Source organism: Hydrogenophaga sp. L99 (assembly GCF_058731905.1).
In genome coordinates this window covers 1,999,584-2,018,214 of record NZ_CM178972.1, presented here as the reverse complement: position 1 = coordinate 2,018,214, position 18,631 = coordinate 1,999,584, and the positions used below count along the sequence as shown (strand labels likewise).

General features: G+C 65.9%; 13 protein-coding genes and 1 riboswitch. Of the genes, 4 read left to right on the top strand and 9 right to left on the bottom strand.

Translation table 11 applies throughout. From position 1 onward, the window contains the following. Positions 1–2: 2 nt before the first annotated feature. Positions 3–899 carry a LysR family transcriptional regulator ArgP gene (locus AC4QBL_RS09580; protein WP_472908223.1) on the top strand — a complete coding sequence of 299 codons (897 nt, stop codon included), beginning with the start codon at positions 3–5 and terminating at the stop codon, positions 897–899. A gap of 3 nt (positions 900–902) precedes the next feature. Here the strand turns inward: AC4QBL_RS09580 and AC4QBL_RS09575 are convergent, their stop codons facing one another. Beyond that, a complete protein-coding gene (locus AC4QBL_RS09575; RefSeq protein WP_472908222.1) occupies positions 903–1,790 on the bottom strand; it encodes an EamA family transporter in 888 nt (295 codons plus the stop codon). 63 nt (positions 1,791–1,853) lie between these two features. Further along, on the bottom strand, positions 1,854–2,690 hold the full coding sequence (gene aroE, locus AC4QBL_RS09570; protein WP_472908221.1) for a shikimate dehydrogenase: 837 nt from the start codon (positions 2,688–2,690) through the stop codon (positions 1,854–1,856). A gap of 86 nt (positions 2,691–2,776) precedes the next feature. On the opposite strand from aroE, the gene AC4QBL_RS09565 reads away from it, so the two are divergent. Together AC4QBL_RS09565 and AC4QBL_RS09560 are read left to right on the top strand one after the other, a co-directional pair. Beyond that, positions 2,777–6,280: a DEAD/DEAH box helicase gene (locus AC4QBL_RS09565; RefSeq protein WP_472908220.1), complete on the top strand. Its 3,504-nt coding sequence runs from the start codon at positions 2,777–2,779 to the stop codon at positions 6,278–6,280. Positions 6,281–6,307: 27 nt separating this feature from the next. Beyond that, positions 6,308–6,964 carry a DsbA family oxidoreductase gene (locus tag AC4QBL_RS09560; protein ID WP_472908219.1) on the top strand — a complete coding sequence of 219 codons (657 nt, stop codon included), beginning with the start codon at positions 6,308–6,310 and terminating at the stop codon, positions 6,962–6,964. A gap of 5 nt (positions 6,965–6,969) precedes the next feature. Here the strand turns inward: AC4QBL_RS09560 and AC4QBL_RS09555 are convergent, their stop codons facing one another. From AC4QBL_RS09555 to AC4QBL_RS09530, 6 genes are all read right to left on the bottom strand, one after another. Continuing rightward, complete coding sequence (locus tag AC4QBL_RS09555) at positions 6,970–8,883, bottom strand: B12-binding domain-containing radical SAM protein (RefSeq protein WP_472899724.1); 1,914 nt, start codon at positions 8,881–8,883, stop codon at positions 6,970–6,972. A 115-nt stretch (positions 8,884–8,998) separates the two neighbouring features. Further along, complete coding sequence (locus tag AC4QBL_RS09550) at positions 8,999–10,258, bottom strand: D-amino acid dehydrogenase (protein ID WP_472899723.1); 1,260 nt, start codon at positions 10,256–10,258, stop codon at positions 8,999–9,001. A gap of 171 nt (positions 10,259–10,429) precedes the next feature. Further along, positions 10,430–10,524, bottom strand: a riboswitch (glycine riboswitch). Positions 10,525–10,539: 15 nt separating this feature from the next. Continuing rightward, complete coding sequence (locus AC4QBL_RS09545; RefSeq protein WP_472908218.1) at positions 10,540–11,832, bottom strand: TRAP transporter large permease; 1,293 nt, start codon at positions 11,830–11,832, stop codon at positions 10,540–10,542. Beyond that, positions 11,829–12,317 (bottom strand): TRAP transporter small permease, encoded by a 489-nt coding sequence (locus AC4QBL_RS09540; RefSeq protein WP_472908217.1) that lies wholly within the window; start codon positions 12,315–12,317, stop codon positions 11,829–11,831. Before AC4QBL_RS09540 ends, AC4QBL_RS09545 begins: the two co-directional genes overlap by 4 nt. 26 nt (positions 12,318–12,343) lie before the next feature. Further along, entirely contained in the window at positions 12,344–13,378 is a 1,035-nt protein-coding gene (locus AC4QBL_RS09535; RefSeq protein ID WP_472908216.1) for a TRAP transporter substrate-binding protein, read from the bottom strand. Between the two features lie 41 nt (positions 13,379–13,419). Beyond that, complete coding sequence (locus AC4QBL_RS09530) at positions 13,420–14,592, bottom strand: M20 aminoacylase family protein (RefSeq protein WP_472899720.1); 1,173 nt, start codon at positions 14,590–14,592, stop codon at positions 13,420–13,422. Between the two features lie 106 nt (positions 14,593–14,698). Here AC4QBL_RS09530 and AC4QBL_RS09525 point away from each other — a divergent pair, with 106 nt between their 5' ends. Continuing rightward, on the top strand, positions 14,699–15,607 hold the full coding sequence (locus tag AC4QBL_RS09525) for a LysR family transcriptional regulator (protein WP_472908215.1): 909 nt from the start codon (positions 14,699–14,701) through the stop codon (positions 15,605–15,607). A gap of 40 nt (positions 15,608–15,647) precedes the next feature. Here AC4QBL_RS09525 and gcvP read toward each other — a convergent pair whose 3' ends face one another. Continuing rightward, positions 15,648–18,536, bottom strand: a complete 2,889-nt coding sequence (gcvP, locus tag AC4QBL_RS09520; protein ID WP_472908214.1) for an aminomethyl-transferring glycine dehydrogenase — start codon at positions 18,534–18,536, stop codon at positions 15,648–15,650. Positions 18,537–18,631 lie beyond the last annotated feature (95 nt).

Below are 18,631 nucleotides of genomic sequence, written 5' to 3'. Positions count from 1 at the left end.
TCATGCTGGATTACGCCGCTCTTCATGCCCTGGCCGCCGTGGTGCGCGAAGGCAGCTTCGAACGTGCAGCCCGCGCGCTGCATGTGACGCCCTCGGCCGTGTCGCAGCGCGTGCGCCTGCTGGAAGAGCGCGTGGGCTGCGCGCTGGTGGTGCGCGGCCAGCCGTGTATGCCCACCGACACCGGCCGGCGCATGTGCCAGCACATGGACCGCGTGCGCCTGCTGGAACAGGACCTGAACGATGCCTTGCCAGCGCTCGCAACCGAAGGCGCGGCGCGCGTGAACCTGCCGGTGGCCGTGAACGCCGACAGCCTGGCCACCTGGTTCGCGCCTGCGCTGGCCGCGTTTGCTTCGCAGGCGCATGTGCTGATGAGCGTGAGCGTGGACGACCAGGACCATACTGCCGAATGGCTGCGCACCGGCGCCGTGCTGGCCGCTGTGACGGGTACCGCCCGGCCAGCCAGCGGCTGCAACAGCCAGCTGCTGGGCGCCATGCGCTATGTGGCGGCGGCCAGCCCGGCGTTTGTGGCGCGGTATTTTGCGAGCGGGGTGGGCGCGGGCAGCCTTGGGCAAGCGCCCAGTCTGGTGTTCAACACCAAGGACGAGCTGCAGGCGCGGTGGGTGCGGCGCCTGTGCCACCGGCATGTGGAGCTGCCCAGGCACAGCCTGCCGTCGTCGCAGGCGTTCGTGACCGCTGCGCTGGCCGGCATGGGCTGGGGGCTGCACCCCGGGGCGCTGATAGCGCCCCACCTGGCAGACGGCTCGCTGGTGGAGCTGGTGCCTGACAGCCCGCTGGACGTGCCGCTGCACTGGCAGACGGCCAGGGCAGCATCGGGCTTGCTGGATGGGCTGACGCGACAGGTGGCAGCAGCCGCGCGCAGCGCCTTGTTGCAGTCCTGAATCTCACATCACAATTTCTTCCGCCACCACTTTGGGCTTGCCCCGACTGGCCGTGACCGAGCTGCCCGCCGCAGCGCACATCACCAGCACAATGGCCAGCCACTGCAAGGCGCTCAGGTGCTCGCCCAGTATCAGCAAACCCAGCAGCGCGGCCACAGCGGGCTCCAGGCTGGTCATGATGCCAAACGCTTCTTGCGGCAAGCGTTTCAGGGCCACCATTTCGAGCGATATGGGAATGGCGCTGGACACCGCCGCCACGCCCAGCCCGAACAACACAATGTTCGGGTCGAGCAAGGCGCTGCCAGCGTGCCACACGCCAAACGGCACCACGGTGAGCGCGGCCACGCTCAGGCCCAGCGCCACCGAATGCCCGGCGTGCAAATGCCCCAGGCGCTTGCCAAAGACAATGTAGGCGGCCCAGCACACCGCGGCACCCAGCGCAAAGGCCACGCCGGTGGGGTCGAGCTGGGTCACATCGTGCCCTAGCGGCAGCAACAGCCCGAGGCCCACGACCGCCAGGGCCACCCACACGAAGTCAATGGGTTTGCGCGACGACCACATGGCCACAACCAGCGGCCCGCTGAACTCAATGGCCACCGCCACGCCAAACGGAATGGTTTGCAGCGACTGGTAAAACATCAGGTTCATGCAGCCCAGCGCCACGCCGTAGCGCAGCAGGCTTTTGGCGTCGGCCCCTGACAGCGGCCAGCGCCAGGGCCGCCACAACAGCAGCAGCAACAAGGCCGAGAAGCCCACCCGCAGCGCACTGGTGCCCAGCGAGCCCACCTGGGGAAACAGCTGCTTGGCAAACGATGTGCCAATACCCAGCGCCGTGACGGAGCCGAGCACGGCGAGCAAGGGCAGGGCCTGCGCCCAGCGGGGAGAAGTCATGTGAATGGCGGCGCCACGCCTTTTCAGGCGGTGCCAGGCAAAAAGTGTCGGGCGTGCAGCGGGTCAGACCAGCGGCACGGTCAGGCGGTCAATGACCGGGCGGGTGTCGGGCCGCACACCGCGCCACCATTCAAACGCCTCAGCCGCCTGCTCCACCAGCATGCCCACGCCATCGGCGATGTGGGTCACGCCAGCGGCCTGCGCCTGTTTCAAAAAGGGCGTGAGCCCCTTGCCGTACACCAGCTCGTAAGCCAGCGCGCCGGCGGCAAACACCCCGGCGGGCAAGGGCAGCGCGGCTTGCGAAAGGCCGGTGGAGGTGGCGTTGAGCACCACGTCAAAACATTCGCCCGCCAGGTCTTCGTAGCTACCCGTTTGCAGGCTCACATGGGCCGCAAAGTCGCGCTGGAGCTGGTGGGCTTTGTCGGCGCTGCGGTTGGCCACGGCCAGGAGCGCGGGTTTTTGCAGGGCTATGGGTACGATGGCGCCGCGCGTGGCGCCACCAGCCCCGCACAGCAGCACGCGTTTGCCAGCGAGCGACACGCCCAGGTTGCGCTGGATGTCGTTCACCAGGCCCAGGCCGTCAAAGTTCTGGGCATAAATGCGGTCGTGCTCAAACCTGAGTGCATTCACCGCACCGGCCAGGCGGGCCGACTCCATCGGGTCGGTGGCGAGCTCAAAAGCCTGCAGCTTGAACGGCAGGGTCACGTTCAACCCGCGCCCGCCCTGGGCGCGAAAGGCTTGCACCACCGCTTGAAAACCGTCCAGCGGCGCTTCAATGGCGGTGTATTCCATCCGCTGGCCGGTGGCCTGCGCAAACAGGCCGTGGATCAGCGGTGACTTGCTGTGGGCAATGGGGTGGCCGATCACGGCGTAGCGGTCGGTGGCGCGGGGTTCACTCATGGGGCGGGTTCAAAGGTGGCGTGGCAAATGTGGTTTGATACAGGCCTTTTCAGGCAGAGTTCCCGTATTTTCAGCGGTAAGCAAACGTGGCAAAAAGCAATTCAACGCGCAGCGCTTGGTTTGACACCCAGGGCTTGCAAGAGCATGTGGATTATCAGACGTGGGCGCGTGGCCAGTCGCTGTTTCTGCACGGCAAGGTGTTGTCCTATGACGTGACCCCCGACGGTGTGTCCTGGGTCATTTCGGGAGAGGTGCAGGGCACCCAGGTCGACCCCTATGAGGTGCAAGCCGAGATCACGCTCGACCCGCAAAACCGTCTGGTGGACTGGTTTGGCACCTGCAGCTGCCCGGTGGGCGAAGCCTGCAAACACGCCGTGGCCATGACCATCAAGGCCGGGTTCAACGGCCTGCGGGTGGGTGACGCGGTGGTGCCGGCGGCTTTGGTCAACGGCGACGATGTGGCGTTGCGGGCCCATACCGATGGCGTGTTGCAAGCCGCCAAGGCGCGCCTGGAGAAACAGGCCCAGACCGCCGCCGAGGCCATGGCCGAGCGGCAGTTGATCGGCTGGCTGCAAAAAGTGGATGCCGCCCAGACCCGCGCGATCAGCCTGCGAGCCGACGCGCGCAGCGGCGAGCCCCGGGTAGACCAGTTGCTCTACCTGGTGTCGACCCTGGCGGCACCGGGCGGCTCCCGTTTGCAGATGACGCTGACCAGCGCCTATGCCAAGGTGAACGGCGGCTGGTCCAAACCCAGCGTGGTGCGCTACGAGCCCAGCGCGGGCTACGCCCTGTACGACCAGGCCAGCTCCACCGACCGCCAGGTTTTGCAGCTCATGCGCGCCTGCAAGGGTGCGCGCGCTGGCTACAGTTTTGGCTACGGTTACACCGACACCGTGTGGCCTGGCGGCGAAGCCGGTTCGCTCATGCTGCGCCAGGCCGCCAGCACAGGCCGGCTGTTTACCCGCTCCAGCACCGGCTACCCCGAGCGTGCGCTGCGCTGGGGTGAGCCCGAACCCCTGCAATGGCGCTGGGTGGAAGTGACGGTAAGCCGCGACGCCCAGCCCGGCTGGCGCCTGCAAGGCGCTTTGGCCCGCGACAACCTGCTGCTGTGTGCCAACGAGCCGCCGCTGTACCTGGACGCTGAGCGCGGCCTGGTGGGCGCCGTGGTGGCCGATGGCGTGGCGCCCGAGCGCCTGGCTGCGCTGCTGGACGCGCCGGTGCTGGCCGCCTCAGCTTTGCAAAAACACGCCGAACAATTGGTTTTGCTGCTGGGCGCCTTGCCGCTGCCGCCGGTGTTGCCCCGCGTCGAATCCCTGGCGGGCGTGGTGCCTGTGCCTTGCCTTCATCTGAGCCCAGTGCCTGCCCAAGATGCACCGGCCCTGGGGCTGGTGCGTGGCCAGCTGCGTTTCAATTACGCGGGCCACCAAGGCTTTTGGCAGCACCACCAACCCATGGTGATGCTGCCCGCCCCAGGCGCTGACAGCCCCCGCCAACTGCTGCACCGTGACCTGGCCACCGAGCGGCAAGCCCTGGAGCGCTTGCACGCGCTCGGTTTGCAACTGGCCAGCGACGGGAGGCTGACCCTGTTGCCCACCACCTCCCCGCTGAGTTGGTTGCGCTGGGCCGATAGCGGTTGGGCCGAGTTGCGTGAGGCGGGTTTTGAGGTCGTGCTGGACGCAGGCATGAACCACTGGGTGCAACATGCCGACGGCCTGCACTTGGCGCTGGACGCGCAGGGCGGTGAGCCCGGTGACGAGGGCGCTTCACCCTGGTTTGACCTGTCGCTGGGCATCGAGATCAACGGCGAGCGCCACAACGTGTTGCCCTGGCTGCCCGAGATGCTGGCCGCCGCGGCGCATGGGCCGCTCAACCCCGAAACCGGCCAGCCCGAACTGCCTGAGTTTTTGTATGTGCGCGCCGACAACCAGCCCGGTTTTGTGCGGCTGCCCAGCGCGTCCTTGCGCCCCTGGCTCGGTGCCTTGCTGGAGCTTGTGGGTGACCGCGCGGTGGACTTTGGGGCTGAAAAAATCCAGCTCTCGCGCATGGAGGCTCTGCGCACCAGCGCCGCCCTGGGCGAAGGTGTGGCCTGGGCCGGCGCGCAGAGCCTGCAAGGGCTGGTGCAGCGCATGCACGGGCAGCAAAGCCTGCCGGCGGTGGCGCTGCCCGCGAGCGTGCGGGCCAGTCTGCGCCCTTACCAGCAGCAGGGCTTGAACTGGCTGCAGTTCTTGCGTGAAAACGCGCTGGCCGGCATCTTGGCCGACGACATGGGCCTGGGCAAAACACTACAAACGCTGGCCCACATCCAGGTGGAAAAAGACGCCGGCCGCCTGGACCGGCCCGCGCTCATCATTGCGCCGGTCAGCCTGCTGGGCAACTGGCAGCGCGAGGCTGAACGCTTTTGCCCCGACCTGCGCTGCCTCGTCCTGCACGGGCAAGACCGCCACGCCAAAGCCGCCGATCTGCAGGCCGTTGACGTGGTGATTGCGCCGTATTCCCTGCTGCAGCGCGACCGCGAACTGTGGTTGCAAACGCCCTGGCACCTGGTGGTGCTGGACGAAGCGCAGAACATCAAAAACGCCAGCACCCACGCGGCCCAGGTCGCTTGTGAACTCGTCACCCGCCACCGGCTGTGCCTGTCGGGCACACCCATGGAAAACCACCTGGGCGAAATCTGGAGCCTGTTTCACTTCCTCATGCCCGGGTTTCTGGGCGGGCAGCAGCGCTTCAAAGAGCGGTTTTGCAACCCCATTGAACGCCAGGGCAACACCGAGCGGCTGGCGCAGTTGCGCGCCCGCATCACCCCGTTCATGCTGCGCCGTACCAAGGCACTGGTGGCCCACGAACTGCCGCCCAAGGTGGAAACCGTGGCGCGGGTGGAGCTGGCCGGCAAGCAAGCCGATTTGTACGAAACCATTCGCCTCACCATGGAGAAAACCGTGCGCGAGGCCCTCGACACCAAAGGCCTGGCCAAGTCGCAAATCACCATCCTGGATGCGCTGCTCAAGTTGCGCCAGGTGTGTTGCGACCCGCAATTGCTCAAGCTCGACGCGGCCAAAAAAGTCAAACAGTCGGCCAAGCTCGAACACCTGATGGAGCTGCTGCCCGAGATGCTGGCCGAGGGCCGGCGCGTGCTGCTGTTTTCGCAGTTCACCAGCATGCTCACCCTGATTGAAGCCGAGCTGAAGAAGCGCGATCTGAAATGGGTGAAGCTCACCGGCCAGAGCCAGAAACGCGACGAGATCATCGACCGTTTCACCAGCGGCCAGGTGCCGCTGTTCCTCATCAGCCTCAAGGCAGGCGGCGTGGGCCTGAACCTGCCCCAGGCCGATACCGTGATCCACTACGACCCCTGGTGGAACCCCGCGGTCGAAAACCAGGCAACCGACCGCGCCCACCGCATCGGACAGACGCAAAGCGTGTGGGTAATCAAGCTGGTGGCGCAGGGCACCATTGAAGAACGCATACTCGCGCTGCAAGAGCGCAAAGCCGCCCTGGCCAACGACGTGTACCGGGGCGCCACCGCCCGGCGCGAGCCCCTGTTTGGTGAGAGCGATCTGACCGAGTTGCTCAAGCCCCTGGGCGCGAACTGAATCTCCCCCACTGAAGGACAGCCCAACATGACCACCCCACTGAAAATCGATTTCGTCTCTGATGTGTCTTGCCCCTGGTGCGCTGTGGGCCTGGGCGCGCTGGAGCAAGCCCTTGCCGCCGTGCAGGGCAGCATCAGCGCCGAGCTGCATTTCCAGCCTTTCGAGCTGAACCCGCAGATGGGACCCGAAGGCCAGGACATCACCGAGCACCTGACGCAAAAGTACGGCAGCACCGCCGCGCAGCAGGTGCAGATTCGCGACACCATTCGCCAGCGCGGCGCCGAGGTAGGCTTTGCCTTCAACCCCGACGGCCGGGGCCGCATCTGGAACACCTTTGACGCCCACCGCCTGCTGCACTGGGCCGAGCTGGAAGGTGCCCCCGGCCAACAGGCTGCGCTGAAAAAAGCCTTGCTGGGCGCCTGCCACACCCGCTCGGAAGCCATGGCCGACCACTCCGTGCTGCTGGCCTGCGCCGAGCAGGCGGGTCTGGACGGCACCCGCGCCCGCGCGGTGCTGGAGAGCGGCGAATATGCGCAGGCCGTACGCGAGCGCGAGGCGTTTTACACCAGCCAGGGCATCCACTCGGTGCCCGCCGTCATCATCAACGACCGCCACCTCATTTCAGGTGGCCAGCCTGCGGCGGTGTTTGAACAGGCGCTGCGGCAGATTGCCGCGGGCGGCTGAACCCCTCAGACCCGCAGCGCCAGCGCCTTGCTGATCTTGTGCCGGCTCACCGTGGGCTTGGGCACTTTGTGCGGCAGGTGTTCAAACCACCGCCGCACATCGTCTTCCACGCACAGGCCGTGCATGTAGTTGTAAATGGCTTTGCGCAGGCCCTGGCCCAGCGCGTCGTGGTCGGTGCCGGTGGGGTCGATGAAGCCGATGTCGTTCTTGGCAAAACTCACCGGCGGCAGCGGGATCAGCTTGATGCCGTAGGCGGTCGGGTCCATGCCCACGGGGGAGTGCACGGTGCAGCTGAAGCGGTGGAAGAAGCCGCTCTGGATGCAGCCGGCTTCAAACAGCTGGCGCACGTATTCCAGCGCGTCCACCGTGTCTTGCAGCGTCTGCGTGGGGAAGCCGTACATGAGGTAGGCGTGCACCAGAATGCCCGCGTCTGAAAAGCCTTTGGTGACGCGCGCCACTTGCTCCACGCTGACACCTTTTTTCATGAGCGTGAGCAGTCGGTCGCTGGCCACTTCCAGGCCGCCGCTCATGGCGATGCAGCCGCTTTGCGCGAGCAGATCGGCCAGCTCGGGTGTGAAGGTTTTTTCAAACCGGATGTTGCCCCACCACGAGATGTTGAGTTGGCGCCGGATGAGTTCTTCGGCCAGTGCTTTCAGGGCTTTGGGGGGCGCGGCCTCGTCCACGAAATGGAAGCCGGTCTGGCCGGTTTCTTCCACGATCTGCTGGATGCGATCGGCCAGCTTTTCGGCGGTGGCGGTTTCATAGCGGCCGATGTAATCCAGGCTCACGTCGCAGAAGCTGCATTTTTTCCAGTAGCAGCCGTGCGCCACGGTGAGCTTGTTCCAGCGGCCGTCGCTCCACAGGCGGTGCATGGGGTTGAGCATGTCGAGCAGGCTCAGGTATTTGTCCAGCGGCAGACCGTCCCAGGTGGGCGTGCCCACGTCTTCAAAGGGAATGTCGGGCTCGGCCAGGTTGGTGTATTTCACCGCGCCGTTGTCCCGCACAAAGGTGCGCTGCAGGCGCTGGCGCCCACGCTGGCCTTGCAGGTGCTCGATCAGCGACAGCAGTGGGCGCTCGCCCGAATCGAGCGTCACGTAGTCCACGAAGTCAAACACGCGCGGGTCGCTCAGCTCACGCAGTTCGGTGTTCACAAAACCGCCGCCCAGCGCCACGGTGACACCCGGGTGGTGGGCCTTGATGGTCTGGGCGATGCGAAAGGCGGCGTACACCGAGCCGGGAAAGGGCACCGACAACAGCACCAGTTGCGGCTGGTGCCGCGCGATGGCGGCCAGGGTCAGGTCGCCCAGCAGGTCGTCCACCAGCGTGGGCGGCGCGGCCAGCGCCTGGGCCAGCGGGTCAAACGTGGGCTGGCTGCTGGCCAACGACTCGGCGTAGCGCACAAATTCAAAGCGCTCGTCCACCGCGTCGCGCAGCACGTCGGCCAGGTCGTTCAGATACAGCGTGCACAGGTGGCGCGCTTTGTCTTGCACGCCGAGCGCGCCAAAGGCCCAGGCCAGCGGGTCGCCGCTGCCGTCGTCTGCGTACGCATCGAGCGCGGCAAAGCGAGGGCCTTCGGGCAGCAGGCCGCGCGCGGCGATGCGGTGGGCCAGGGTCGAGTCGCGGCCCTGCAGGTAGGCCATGACGGGGCCGATGGTGCTGCGGTAGGTGGCGAACTGGTCCAGGAAGGCGTGCACGCTGGCGCTGCGCTCGGCCTCGGGCAAGGCGTTGGCGCGGTCGCGCACAGCGTCCAGCCCGGCGGGTGTGAACAGCTGGAGCACGAGGGCGAGCGCCAGGTCTTCCTGCACGGCGTCAAAACCGCGCGAGCGCAGAAAGCCGGTGAGGTAAGCGGTGGACGGGTAGGGCGTGTTGAGCTGCGTCATCGGGGGGATGAGGCTCAGCACGCGGAAGTCGGTGGGCATGGGCGGTTGGGCTTGGGGGCAATACCGGGAGCTTAGCCCAAGCCCACCACCGCAGCGGGCTTGGGCGTGCCATGCCCGCTGCCGGTGGAGGCTTACGCGGGTTGCGCGCGCGGCATCAAAGGGCAGGGGCCGGCACCACCAGGCGCGTGTGGCGCTGCTGCGCCTGCCACTGCGCCACATGCCCTGCGAGCTGGTGCGCTGTGATGGCCGAGAGCGTCCAGCCCAGGTGGCCGTGGCCGGTGTTGTAGAACACGTTGGCTTTTTTGCCAGCGCCCACGCGCGGCAGCATGTCCGGCATCATGGGGCGCAGGCCGGCCCAGGGCTCGGCGCGGCGGGTGCTCACGCCGGGGAAACACTGGTTCACCCAGTCGGTCAGCGGGCGGATGCGGTCGGCCCGGATGTCCAGGTTGTAGCCGTTGAACTCGGCTGTGCCGGCCACGCGGAAGCGGTCAGCGCCCAGGCGGCTGGTCACGAGTTTGGTGGCGTCGTCGAGCAGGCTCACCGTGGGTGCGGCGGCCTGGCTGGCTGCGTCGTTCAGGTGCACGGTGATGGAATAGCCCTTGACCGGGTACACGTTGAGCCGGTCGCCCAGTTGCGCGGCCAGAGCGCGGCTGCGCACACCGGCGCAGACCACCACAGCGTCGGCTTGCACGGTGTCGCCGCTGGCCAGCACCACGCGCGCCACTTGCCCGTTGCTGCTGACCGACTGCACGGCCTCACCGGTGAGGAAGCGCACACCCAGGCGCTCGCAGGCCTGGGCCAGTCCGTGGGTGAATTTGTGGATGTCGCCGGTGCTGTCGCTCTCGGTGAAGTAGCCGCCATAAAAATCGCCGTGCAGCGTGGGCTCAATGGCGCGCATCTCGTCGGGTGTCACGGCGCGGCGCGGCAGCCCGCCCGCAGCCAGCAGTTTGGACACTTCGCCCGCGTGGTCAAAGCCGGCCTTGTCGCGGTAAATGTGCAAGATGCCTTCGCGCTTGAGGTCGAAGTCGATACCTTCGTCCTGGGCCCAGGCAAACAGGTGCTGGCGGGCTTCGATGGCCAGGCGGGTGGTGGCTATGGTGTTGTCGCGGTACTTGGGGATGTTGGCCACGAACTCGGCCATCCAGCTCAGTTTGTGCCAGCTGGGCTTGGGGTTCATGAGCAGCGGCGCGTCGTTTTTCAGCATCCACTTGATGCCTTTGACCAGGGTGGACGGGTGGGTCCACACCTCCGCGTTGGAGGCCGAAAGCTGGCCGCCGTTGGCGTAGCTGGTTTCCATGCCGGCGTAGCGATTTTTTTCAATCAGCGTGACGCGGTGGCCTTGTTTGGCCAGGGTGTAAGCGCTGGTCACGCCGGTGATGCCGCCACCGATGACGATGAGGTGTTGTTGAACCATGGGAATCTCGCTTTCAAAGCCGTCAAACAAAGGGGTACATGGCCTGCACACGGTGTGCGGACCACGACCCCCTCTGTTTGGGACCTGAGAGATTCACCACCCCGCTGGGGAAATGGCTTGCTCCTGCGGTGGGCCGGGAGACGAATCCCGACCACTCTTCAGAGTTTTGATGCGTGTCGAACGGTCCTTTTGCCTGAGAGTTTCCGGGGCGGTTGCTCCTTCGGCGCTGGCCTGCGTGGCAGGTCAGTCTCTCCCGATCGACTGCGTGATTGTCGCTTAACTTACCGCATCCATTGCACCAAAACCAGGCTGATGGAAGGGAATGCCACCAGCAGCGCCAGGCGCAGTACGTCGACGCCCACAAAGGGCAGCAGGCCGCGGAAGATGGTGCCCACCGGCACCTTGGGCAGGTTGGCTTTGAGCACAAACACATTCATGCCCACGGGCGGTGTGATGAGCCCGATTTCGGTGAGCACGACCACGATGATGCCGAACCAGATCAGGTCATAGCCCTGGGCCACCAGCGTGGGCAGGAACAGCGGTACAAAAATCAGGATGATGGCCATCGCGTCCATGACGCAGCCCAGCAGCAAAAACACCGCCAGGATGGCCAGCAGAATGCCCAGCTTGGAGAGGCCCGAGTCGTTGATGAGGGACAGCAGTTCGTCGGCCAGGCCCGAGAAGCTGATGAACTGCGCAAACATCATGGCGCCGAACAGCACCACATACAGCATGACCGAGGTCATGGCGGTTTCCTTCATCACCTCCATGAATCGGCTCCAGCCCATGCGCCGCTGTGCCAGCGCAATGAGCAGCGCCATGCCGGCACCGATGCCGCCGGCTTCGGTGGCGGTGAACCAGCCTATGTACAGGCCGCCGATGATGAGCAGAAACAGCGCCACAAAGGGCCACACGCCAGCCAGCGACGCCCAGCGTTCGGCGGCCGAGACGCGTGCACCGCGCGGTGCGTGCTCGGGTTTGATCACGGCGATGGCGTAGATCACGCCCATGTACATGGCCAGGCCCAGCAGGCCCGGCAGCACGCCGGCGATGAACAGCTCGCCGATGTTTTGCTGCGTCAGGATGCCGTAGATCATCAGGATGATCGAGGGTGGAATCAGGATGCCCAGCGTGCCCCCGGCCGCAATGGTGGCGGTGGCCAGCCGGTCCGAGTAGCCGTATTTCTGCATGCTCGGGTACGCCACCTTGGACATGGTGGCGGCGGTGGCAAAGCTCGATCCGCAAACCGCGCTGAAGCCCGCGCAGGTGACCATGGTGGCCAGCGCCAGGCCGCCGCGCACACTGCCCAGAAAGGCGTTGGCGGCGCGGAACAAATCCGCCGAAATACCGGTGCGCGACAACACGTTGCCCATCAGGATGAACAACGGCACCACGGCCAGTTCATATGAGAAAGCGGCTTCGCTCAGCGTCATCGGTAGCAGGGTGGCGGCCACGCCGAAGCTGTTGATGGCGGTGATGCCACCGATGGAAACGGTCAGCAGCGCAATGCCCAGCGGCACGCGCAGGAAAGCCAGTAGCAGCACCAGGCCGAGACAGATCAGTCCGATGGTCATGATGGAAGCTCCTCGGTATGGGATTCGGCGTGCGGTGCTGCCGTGAACAGCGCCAGCATGGATGCCAGCGCGGTGGTGATGGCGATGAAGGTGTACATCCAGGCGCGGGGAATCATCAGCGCCGGGCTGATCTCGTTGATCTGCCGCGCCTCTTCGATGGCCAGGTAGTACTCCCAGGCAATCAGGCCCAGCACGGCGGCGATCAGCAGGTCCACCGCCTTGTGCCACAGGCGCCAGCGCGGCTGCAGCAACCAGTGGTCAAACAGGTCGATGCTCAGGTGGCCGCGGCGGGCCGTGAGCAGTGGCAGACCCGCAAAAATGATGACGGCCATGAGGTGCTCGGTGATGTCGTTGGCGCCAAACACCGGGGTGTTGAAGAGGCGCCGCCCCACCACGTCGGTGAAGGTCAGCGCCACCATGGCCGACAGCATGAGCACCAGCAACAGGCTCACCGCCCGCTGGATGCCTTGTTCAAAGGGTTTCATGGCCGTGTTCTCCGTTCAGTCGCGGCTTACTTGGCCAGCGTTTTGTATTGCTGCTCGTAGAAGGCGACCATGGCGTTGTGGTCCTTCACACCAAAGCTGGCGCCGTCTTTATGCAGCTCGCTGAGCATGGCGGTGCGCACCTTGCGAATGTTGTCCAGCAGCGCGGGGCTGGGCTGGGCGAACTTGTGGCCGTTGGCACGCAGCGTGGTTTCGGCCGACTTGTTTTGCTTGTCGAATTCCTGGCCCCAGCGGCGCGACAGGGCCTCGCCCGACACCTTCAGGATCGCCTGCTGGTCAGCAGCGGACAGGCTCTTGAACTTGCCCTCATTGATGCCGATGAAGAAGGAAGCTTCGTACAGGCCACCAGGGATGATGGTGTGGTTCTTCAGCTTGCCGTCCAGACGGAAATTGACCACCGATTCCAGCGCGTGAAGCGACGCGTCGATCACGCCGCCTTCGAGCAGTTCGTAGGCCTTGGTGCCGGGGCCGGCCACCGGAATGGCGCCCAGGTCTTCCAGCAGGCGTTTCTGGATCGGGCCACCCATGCGCACCTTCTGGCCCTTCAGGTCATCGGGTGTGTCAATGACTTTGCTGGGGTGGTGGAACTGGCCGCCACCCAGCATGCCGGTGCCCAGTAGGGTCACGCCCTTGAAGGCTTCGTTGCTGGCCAGGAACTGGGTGTAGGTGCGCCACAGCGCCACCGAAGAGGCTTCGCTGCTTGCGCCCATCAGGGGCAGCTCGGAGAACCAGACGTGCTTGAAGCGCTCGGGCTCGTAGGTGAAGTTGCCCCAGGTGATGTCGGCCACGCCTTTGCGCGCCAGTTCCCAGTGCTGGGCGGGTGCGCCCACGGCCTTGGGCAGCAGGTTGATCTTCACGCGGCCTTCGGTGGCTTTCTCCACCTCGGCCATCCAGGGCTGCAGGATGTCCTTGACCACGTAGTGCGTGGGTGGCACCCAGCTTGACATGGTGAGCGTGGTCTGGGCCTGGGCGGTGGCGGCGCTGCCCAGCGTGAGCAGGGCGGCGCTGGCGATCAGGGCGTGGATGCGTTGGCGGTTTTTCATGGTTTGTCTCCTCGGGTGAAAGTGAGGTGGTGGTGGGAAGGTCAGGGGGCAGGGGAAAGCAGCTCTTGCACCAGCGCGATCCAGTAGCTCGCGCCGGGGCCGATGTTGTTGTCGTTGAAGTCGTAGGCCGGGTTGTGCACCATGCAGGCGCCGGGTTCGCCATCGGCGCCGTTGCCGATGAACAGGTAGCTACCGGGTACTTTTTCCAGCATGAAGGCGAAGTCTTCGCTGCCGGTGAGCTGGGCGCCCTGTGGGTTCACCTGGTGCGCCGGGAAATGCTTCACGGCCACCTGCAGCGCGCGCTGGGTTTGCTCGGCGTCGTTCACCAACACCGCGTAGCCGGGGCGCCAGTCGATCTCGGCGTGCACACCGAAGCTCTGTGCCTGCAGGCGAATCACCTCGTGCAGACGGCGCTCCAGGTCGCGGCGCACCTGCGGATCGAGCGCGCGCACGCTGATCTCCAGCCGGGCCTCGGCCGGAATCACGTTGTTGGCCTGCCCGGCGTGGATGGCGCCCACGGTGACGACCGCTGCGGCCTGCGGGTCCACGTTGCGCGACACCAGGGTCTGCAGCGCCATCACGATGGAGGCCGCAGCCACCACCACGTCGGTGGCTTTGTGCGGCATGGCGCCGTGCCCGCCATGGCCGTGCAGCGTCACGGTGACGTAGTCCGACGAGGCCATGGTCGGCCCGCTGCGAAACACCAACTGGCCCTGCGGGTAGCCCGGCATGTTGTGCATGGCAAAAATGGCGTCGCAGGGGAAGCGCTCAAACAGGCCGTCTTCCATCATCTTCAGCGCACCGCCGCCGCCTTCTTCGGCGGGTTGGAAGATCAGGTTCAGCGTGCCGTCAAAGCGGCCCTGCTGGGCCAGGTGCTGGGCGGCGGCCAGCAGCATGGCGGTGTGGCCGTCGTGGCCGCAGGCGTGCATCACGCCGTGGTGGCAACTGGCCCACGCCGCGCCCGTGGCCTCGGCAATCGGCAGCGCGTCCATGTCGGCACGCAGGCCGATGCTGCGCCCGGAGGTACCGCGCTTCAGTTGCCCCACCACGCCCGTGCCGCCCAAGCCCGTGCTGACGGCATAGCCCCAGGCGCCCAGCTGGGCCGCCACCAGCGCGGCGGTGCGGCGTTCGCTGAAAGCCAGCTCGGGGTGCTGGTGAATGTCGCGGCGCAGCAGGGTGAATGCCTGTACCGCCGATTCGCTGAGTCGATCCATCCGGGTGTCTCCTGAAACATGAACTTTGTTGCATGTTAGGGAGGGGCTGATTTAAAGTCCAATGCATTGATCGGCAATAACCCATGAATTCGACAGGAGATTAGGGATGACCCTCGTGCAACTCAGGCACTTCGTGGTGCTGGCCGAAGTCGGCAGTTTTGTGCAGGCGTGCAAGGCGCTGTTCCTCACGCAGCCCGCGCTCACGCGCAGCATCCAGGCGCTGGAGGACGAACTGGGCGGGCAGCTGTTTGACCGCTTGGGCCGCCGCATCGCGCTCACGCCCTTCGGCCAAGAGGCGCTGCAGCGCGCACGCCGCCTGGTGGCCGACGCCGAGGCGCTCAAGCAAACCGGCAAAGGACTGCATGCGGGCCTGACCGGCAGCCTGCGCGTGGGGCTGAGTTCGGGCCCCGGTGCGCTGCTGTCCCTGCCGCTCATGCTGCACATGGCCGAGCACCACCCGAAGCTGCAGTTGCAAATCTCGCGCGGCAACACGGCGGTGCTGATCGATGCCCTGCGCGAACAGCTGCTGGATGCGGCCGTGGTCGATGTGCGCTCGGTGCGCCCCTCGGCCGACCTGCAGGTGGCCCAGGCATTCGAATTGCCCGCAGGCTTTCTGGTGCGCCCCGACCACCCGCTGACCCAGCTGGGCCGGCCCGTGACCCTGGACGAGCTGCTGGCTTACCCGGTGGCGTCCACCCCGCTGAGCGACGAGGTGGCGCGCGTGATGATTGGGCGCTACGGCCCGCAGGCCAACCCCGACGACATGGTGACCCTGCGCTGCGACGAAACCCAGAGCATCGTCGAGGTGGCGCGGCGCAGCCTGGCCATTGTGCTGACCGCCGAGGCCGCAGCGCCCGGGCTGGTGCCGCTCGACATGAGCCCGCCCCTGAACGCCACGGCACGCTTCGGCCTGGTCACGCTGGCGCAGCGCCAGGAAGCGCCGGCCCTGCGGCTTTTGCGCGAGCAGTTGCCCGTGTGGATCAAAGGCTTTGAGCGCATGGCCAGCGCGCCATGAAAAAGGGCGCCGTCGGCGCCCTCTGTCGTTCAGTGTGGCTTCAAGCCAGTTCGCTGATCGGCACGCAGCTGCAAAACAGGTTGCGGTCGCCGTAGACGTTGTCCACCCGGCCCACCGACGGCCAGAACTTGGTGTTGACGGCACGGCCCGCGGCGGCAACCGCCGTTTCGCGCGGGTAGGGGTGGGCCCACTCGCTCGTGAGCACGCTGGCGGCGGTGTGCGGCGCGTTTTTCAACGGGTTGTCGTCCTGAGGCCAGGTGCCTGCCTCGATCTGGCGAATCTCGTTGCGAATCGCGATCATCGCGTCGATGAAGCGGTCCAGCTCTCCCAGCGTTTCGCTCTCGGTCGGTTCCACCATCAGTGTGTTGACCACAGGGAAGCTCAGCGTGGGCGCGTGAAAGCCGTAGTCCATCAGCCGCTTGGCCACGTCTTCGGCCATCACGCCGCTGGTTTCTTTCAGCTGCCGCAGGTCCAGAATGCACTCGTGCGCCACATGGCCGTTGGCCGATGCGTACAGCGTGGGGTAGTGGTCGGCCAAGCGCTTGCTGATGTAGTTCGCGCTCAAAATGGCTGCTTCGGTGGCGTGCTTGAGCCCATCGGCGCCCATCATGCGGATGTACATCCAGCTGATCGGCAACACCGCTGCGTTGCCCAAAGGTGCTGCGGACACAGCGCCCACGCTGCCCTTGACGCCACCGGTGGCATGACCCGGCAGGAAAGGCACCAGGTCTTCCACCACGCACACCGGGCCGACGCCAGGGCCGCCGCCGCCGTGCGGAATGCAGAAGGTCTTGTGCAGGTTCAGGTGGCTCACGTCGCCGCCAAATTCACCCGGCGCGGCCACACCCACCAGCGCGTTCATGTTGGCGCCGTCCACATACACGCGCCCGCCGTGCTGGTGCACCAGAGCGCACAGCTCTTTCACGGTGGTTTCAAACACGCCGTGCGTGCTGGGGTAGGTGATCATCGCGGCGGCGAGGTTGGCGCTGTGCTGCTCGCACTTGGCTTTCAGATCGGCCATGTCGACGTTGCCGTTTTCATCGCACTTGGTCACCACCACTGTCATGCCCACCATCTGGGCACTGGCCGGGTTGGTGCCGTGGGCGCTACTGGGAATCAAGCAGATGTTGCGGTGGCTGTCACCGCGCGAGGCGTGGTAGCCCTGAATGGCCAGCAGGCCCGCGTATTCACCCTGCGAGCCTGCGTTGGGCTGCAGGCTGATGCCGGCGTAGCCCGTGGCTTGGCAGAGCCAGGCGCGCAGTTGCTCGTCCAGCGCTTTGTAGCCCTGCAACTGGTCGGCAGGGGCAAACGGATGCACGTTGGCAAACTCGGGCCAGGTGATGGGAATCATCTCGCTGGTGGCGTTGAGCTTCATGGTGCAGCTGCCCAGCGGGATCATGCTGCGGTCCAGCGCCAGGTCTTTGTCTGACAGGCTGCGGATGTAGCGCAGCATGCCGGTTTCGCTGTGGTGGCTGTTGAACACCGGGTGCGTCATGAACTCACTGGTGCGGCGCAGCTCGGCGGGAATCAGCGGCTCGATGCCTTTTTCGAACGCGTCGAAGCTGGGCAGGGTCTGGCCGCTGGTGGCGAACACGCGCCACAGCGCGGCAATGTCTTCGCGCGTGGTGGTTTCGTCGATCGACATGGTGATGCTCTGGTCACAGGCCTGGCGCAGGTTCAAGCCGGCGTCGCGGGCGCGCTGCATCAGCGAGGCGGTGGCGTCTTTGGCCAGCACCCAGATGGTGTCAAACGCGGTTTCCTTGCGCAGCGTGTAGCCCATGCCCTGCAGACCGCGGGCCAGCACGGCGGTGTAGGCGGCCACGCGCTGGGCAATGCGTTTCAAGCCTTGCGGGCCGTGGTACACGGCGTACATGCTGGCCACCACGGCCGGCAGCACCTGCGCGGTGCAGATGTTGGACGTGGCTTTTTCGCGGCGAATGTGTTGCTCGCGCGTTTGCAGCGCCAGGCGGTAAGCCGGGTTGCCGTGCACGTCCACGCTCACGCCCACCAGGCGGCCGGGTAGCGAACGCTTGTACTCGTCGCGGCAGGCCATGTAGGCGGCGTGCGGGCCACCGGCGCCCATGGGCATGCCAAAGCGCTGGGTGGTGCCCACCACAATGTCGGCGCCCATCTCGCCAGGGGCTTTCAACAGCGTCAGGGCCAGCAGGTCGGCAGCCACAATGAAAGCGGCGGACTGCGCATGGCTGCGGGCGGCGTAGGCGGTGAGGTCTTCCACCAGGCCGGTGCTGTTGGGGTACTGCGCCAGCGCGGCGAAATGCTCGCCGTTCAACGCAGCAGCCCAGGCGTCCGCGCTGGGCGGCACCAGCACTTCAATCCCCAGCGGCTTGGCGCGTGTCTGAATCACTTCAATGGTTTGCGGGTGGCAGGCGCGCGACACCACAAACACCTTGCTTTTGCTCTTCACGGTGCGCATCGCCAGCGTCATGGCTTCGGCCGCGGCGGTGGCTTCGTCGAGCATCGAGGCGTTGGCAATGGCCATACCGGTCAGGTCGGTCACCATGGTCTGGAAGTTCACCAGCGCTTCCATGCGGCCCTGCGAAATCTCGGCCTGGTAGGGCGTGTAGGCGGTGTACCAGGCCGGGTTTTCCAGGATGTTGCGCAGAATCACGCCCGGCGTGTGCGTGCCGTAATAACCTTGCCCGATGAAGCTCTTGAGCAACTGGTTTTGCTGCGCCAGCGCTTTCAGTTCGGCCAGTGCCGCGGCCTCGGTGATGGCGGGCGGCAGTTGCATGCCCACGCTGCGCGCAATGCTGCGCGGCACGATGGAGTCGATCAGCGCGCGGCGCGAAGCCTCGCCAATGACCGACAACATGTGGGCCTCGTCGGCTTCGCTGATGCCGATGTGGCGGGCAATGAACTCGCTGGCGTTTTCGAGTTGATCGAGGGGTTTGACAGACGGCATCAGCATGGGACGACCTTGTTGCGATGGTTAAATATCAGAGGGCTTGTCTTGCTCCTTCCCCCTCGGGGGGAAGGCCGGGATAGGGGCTCGTGCCGCGACGA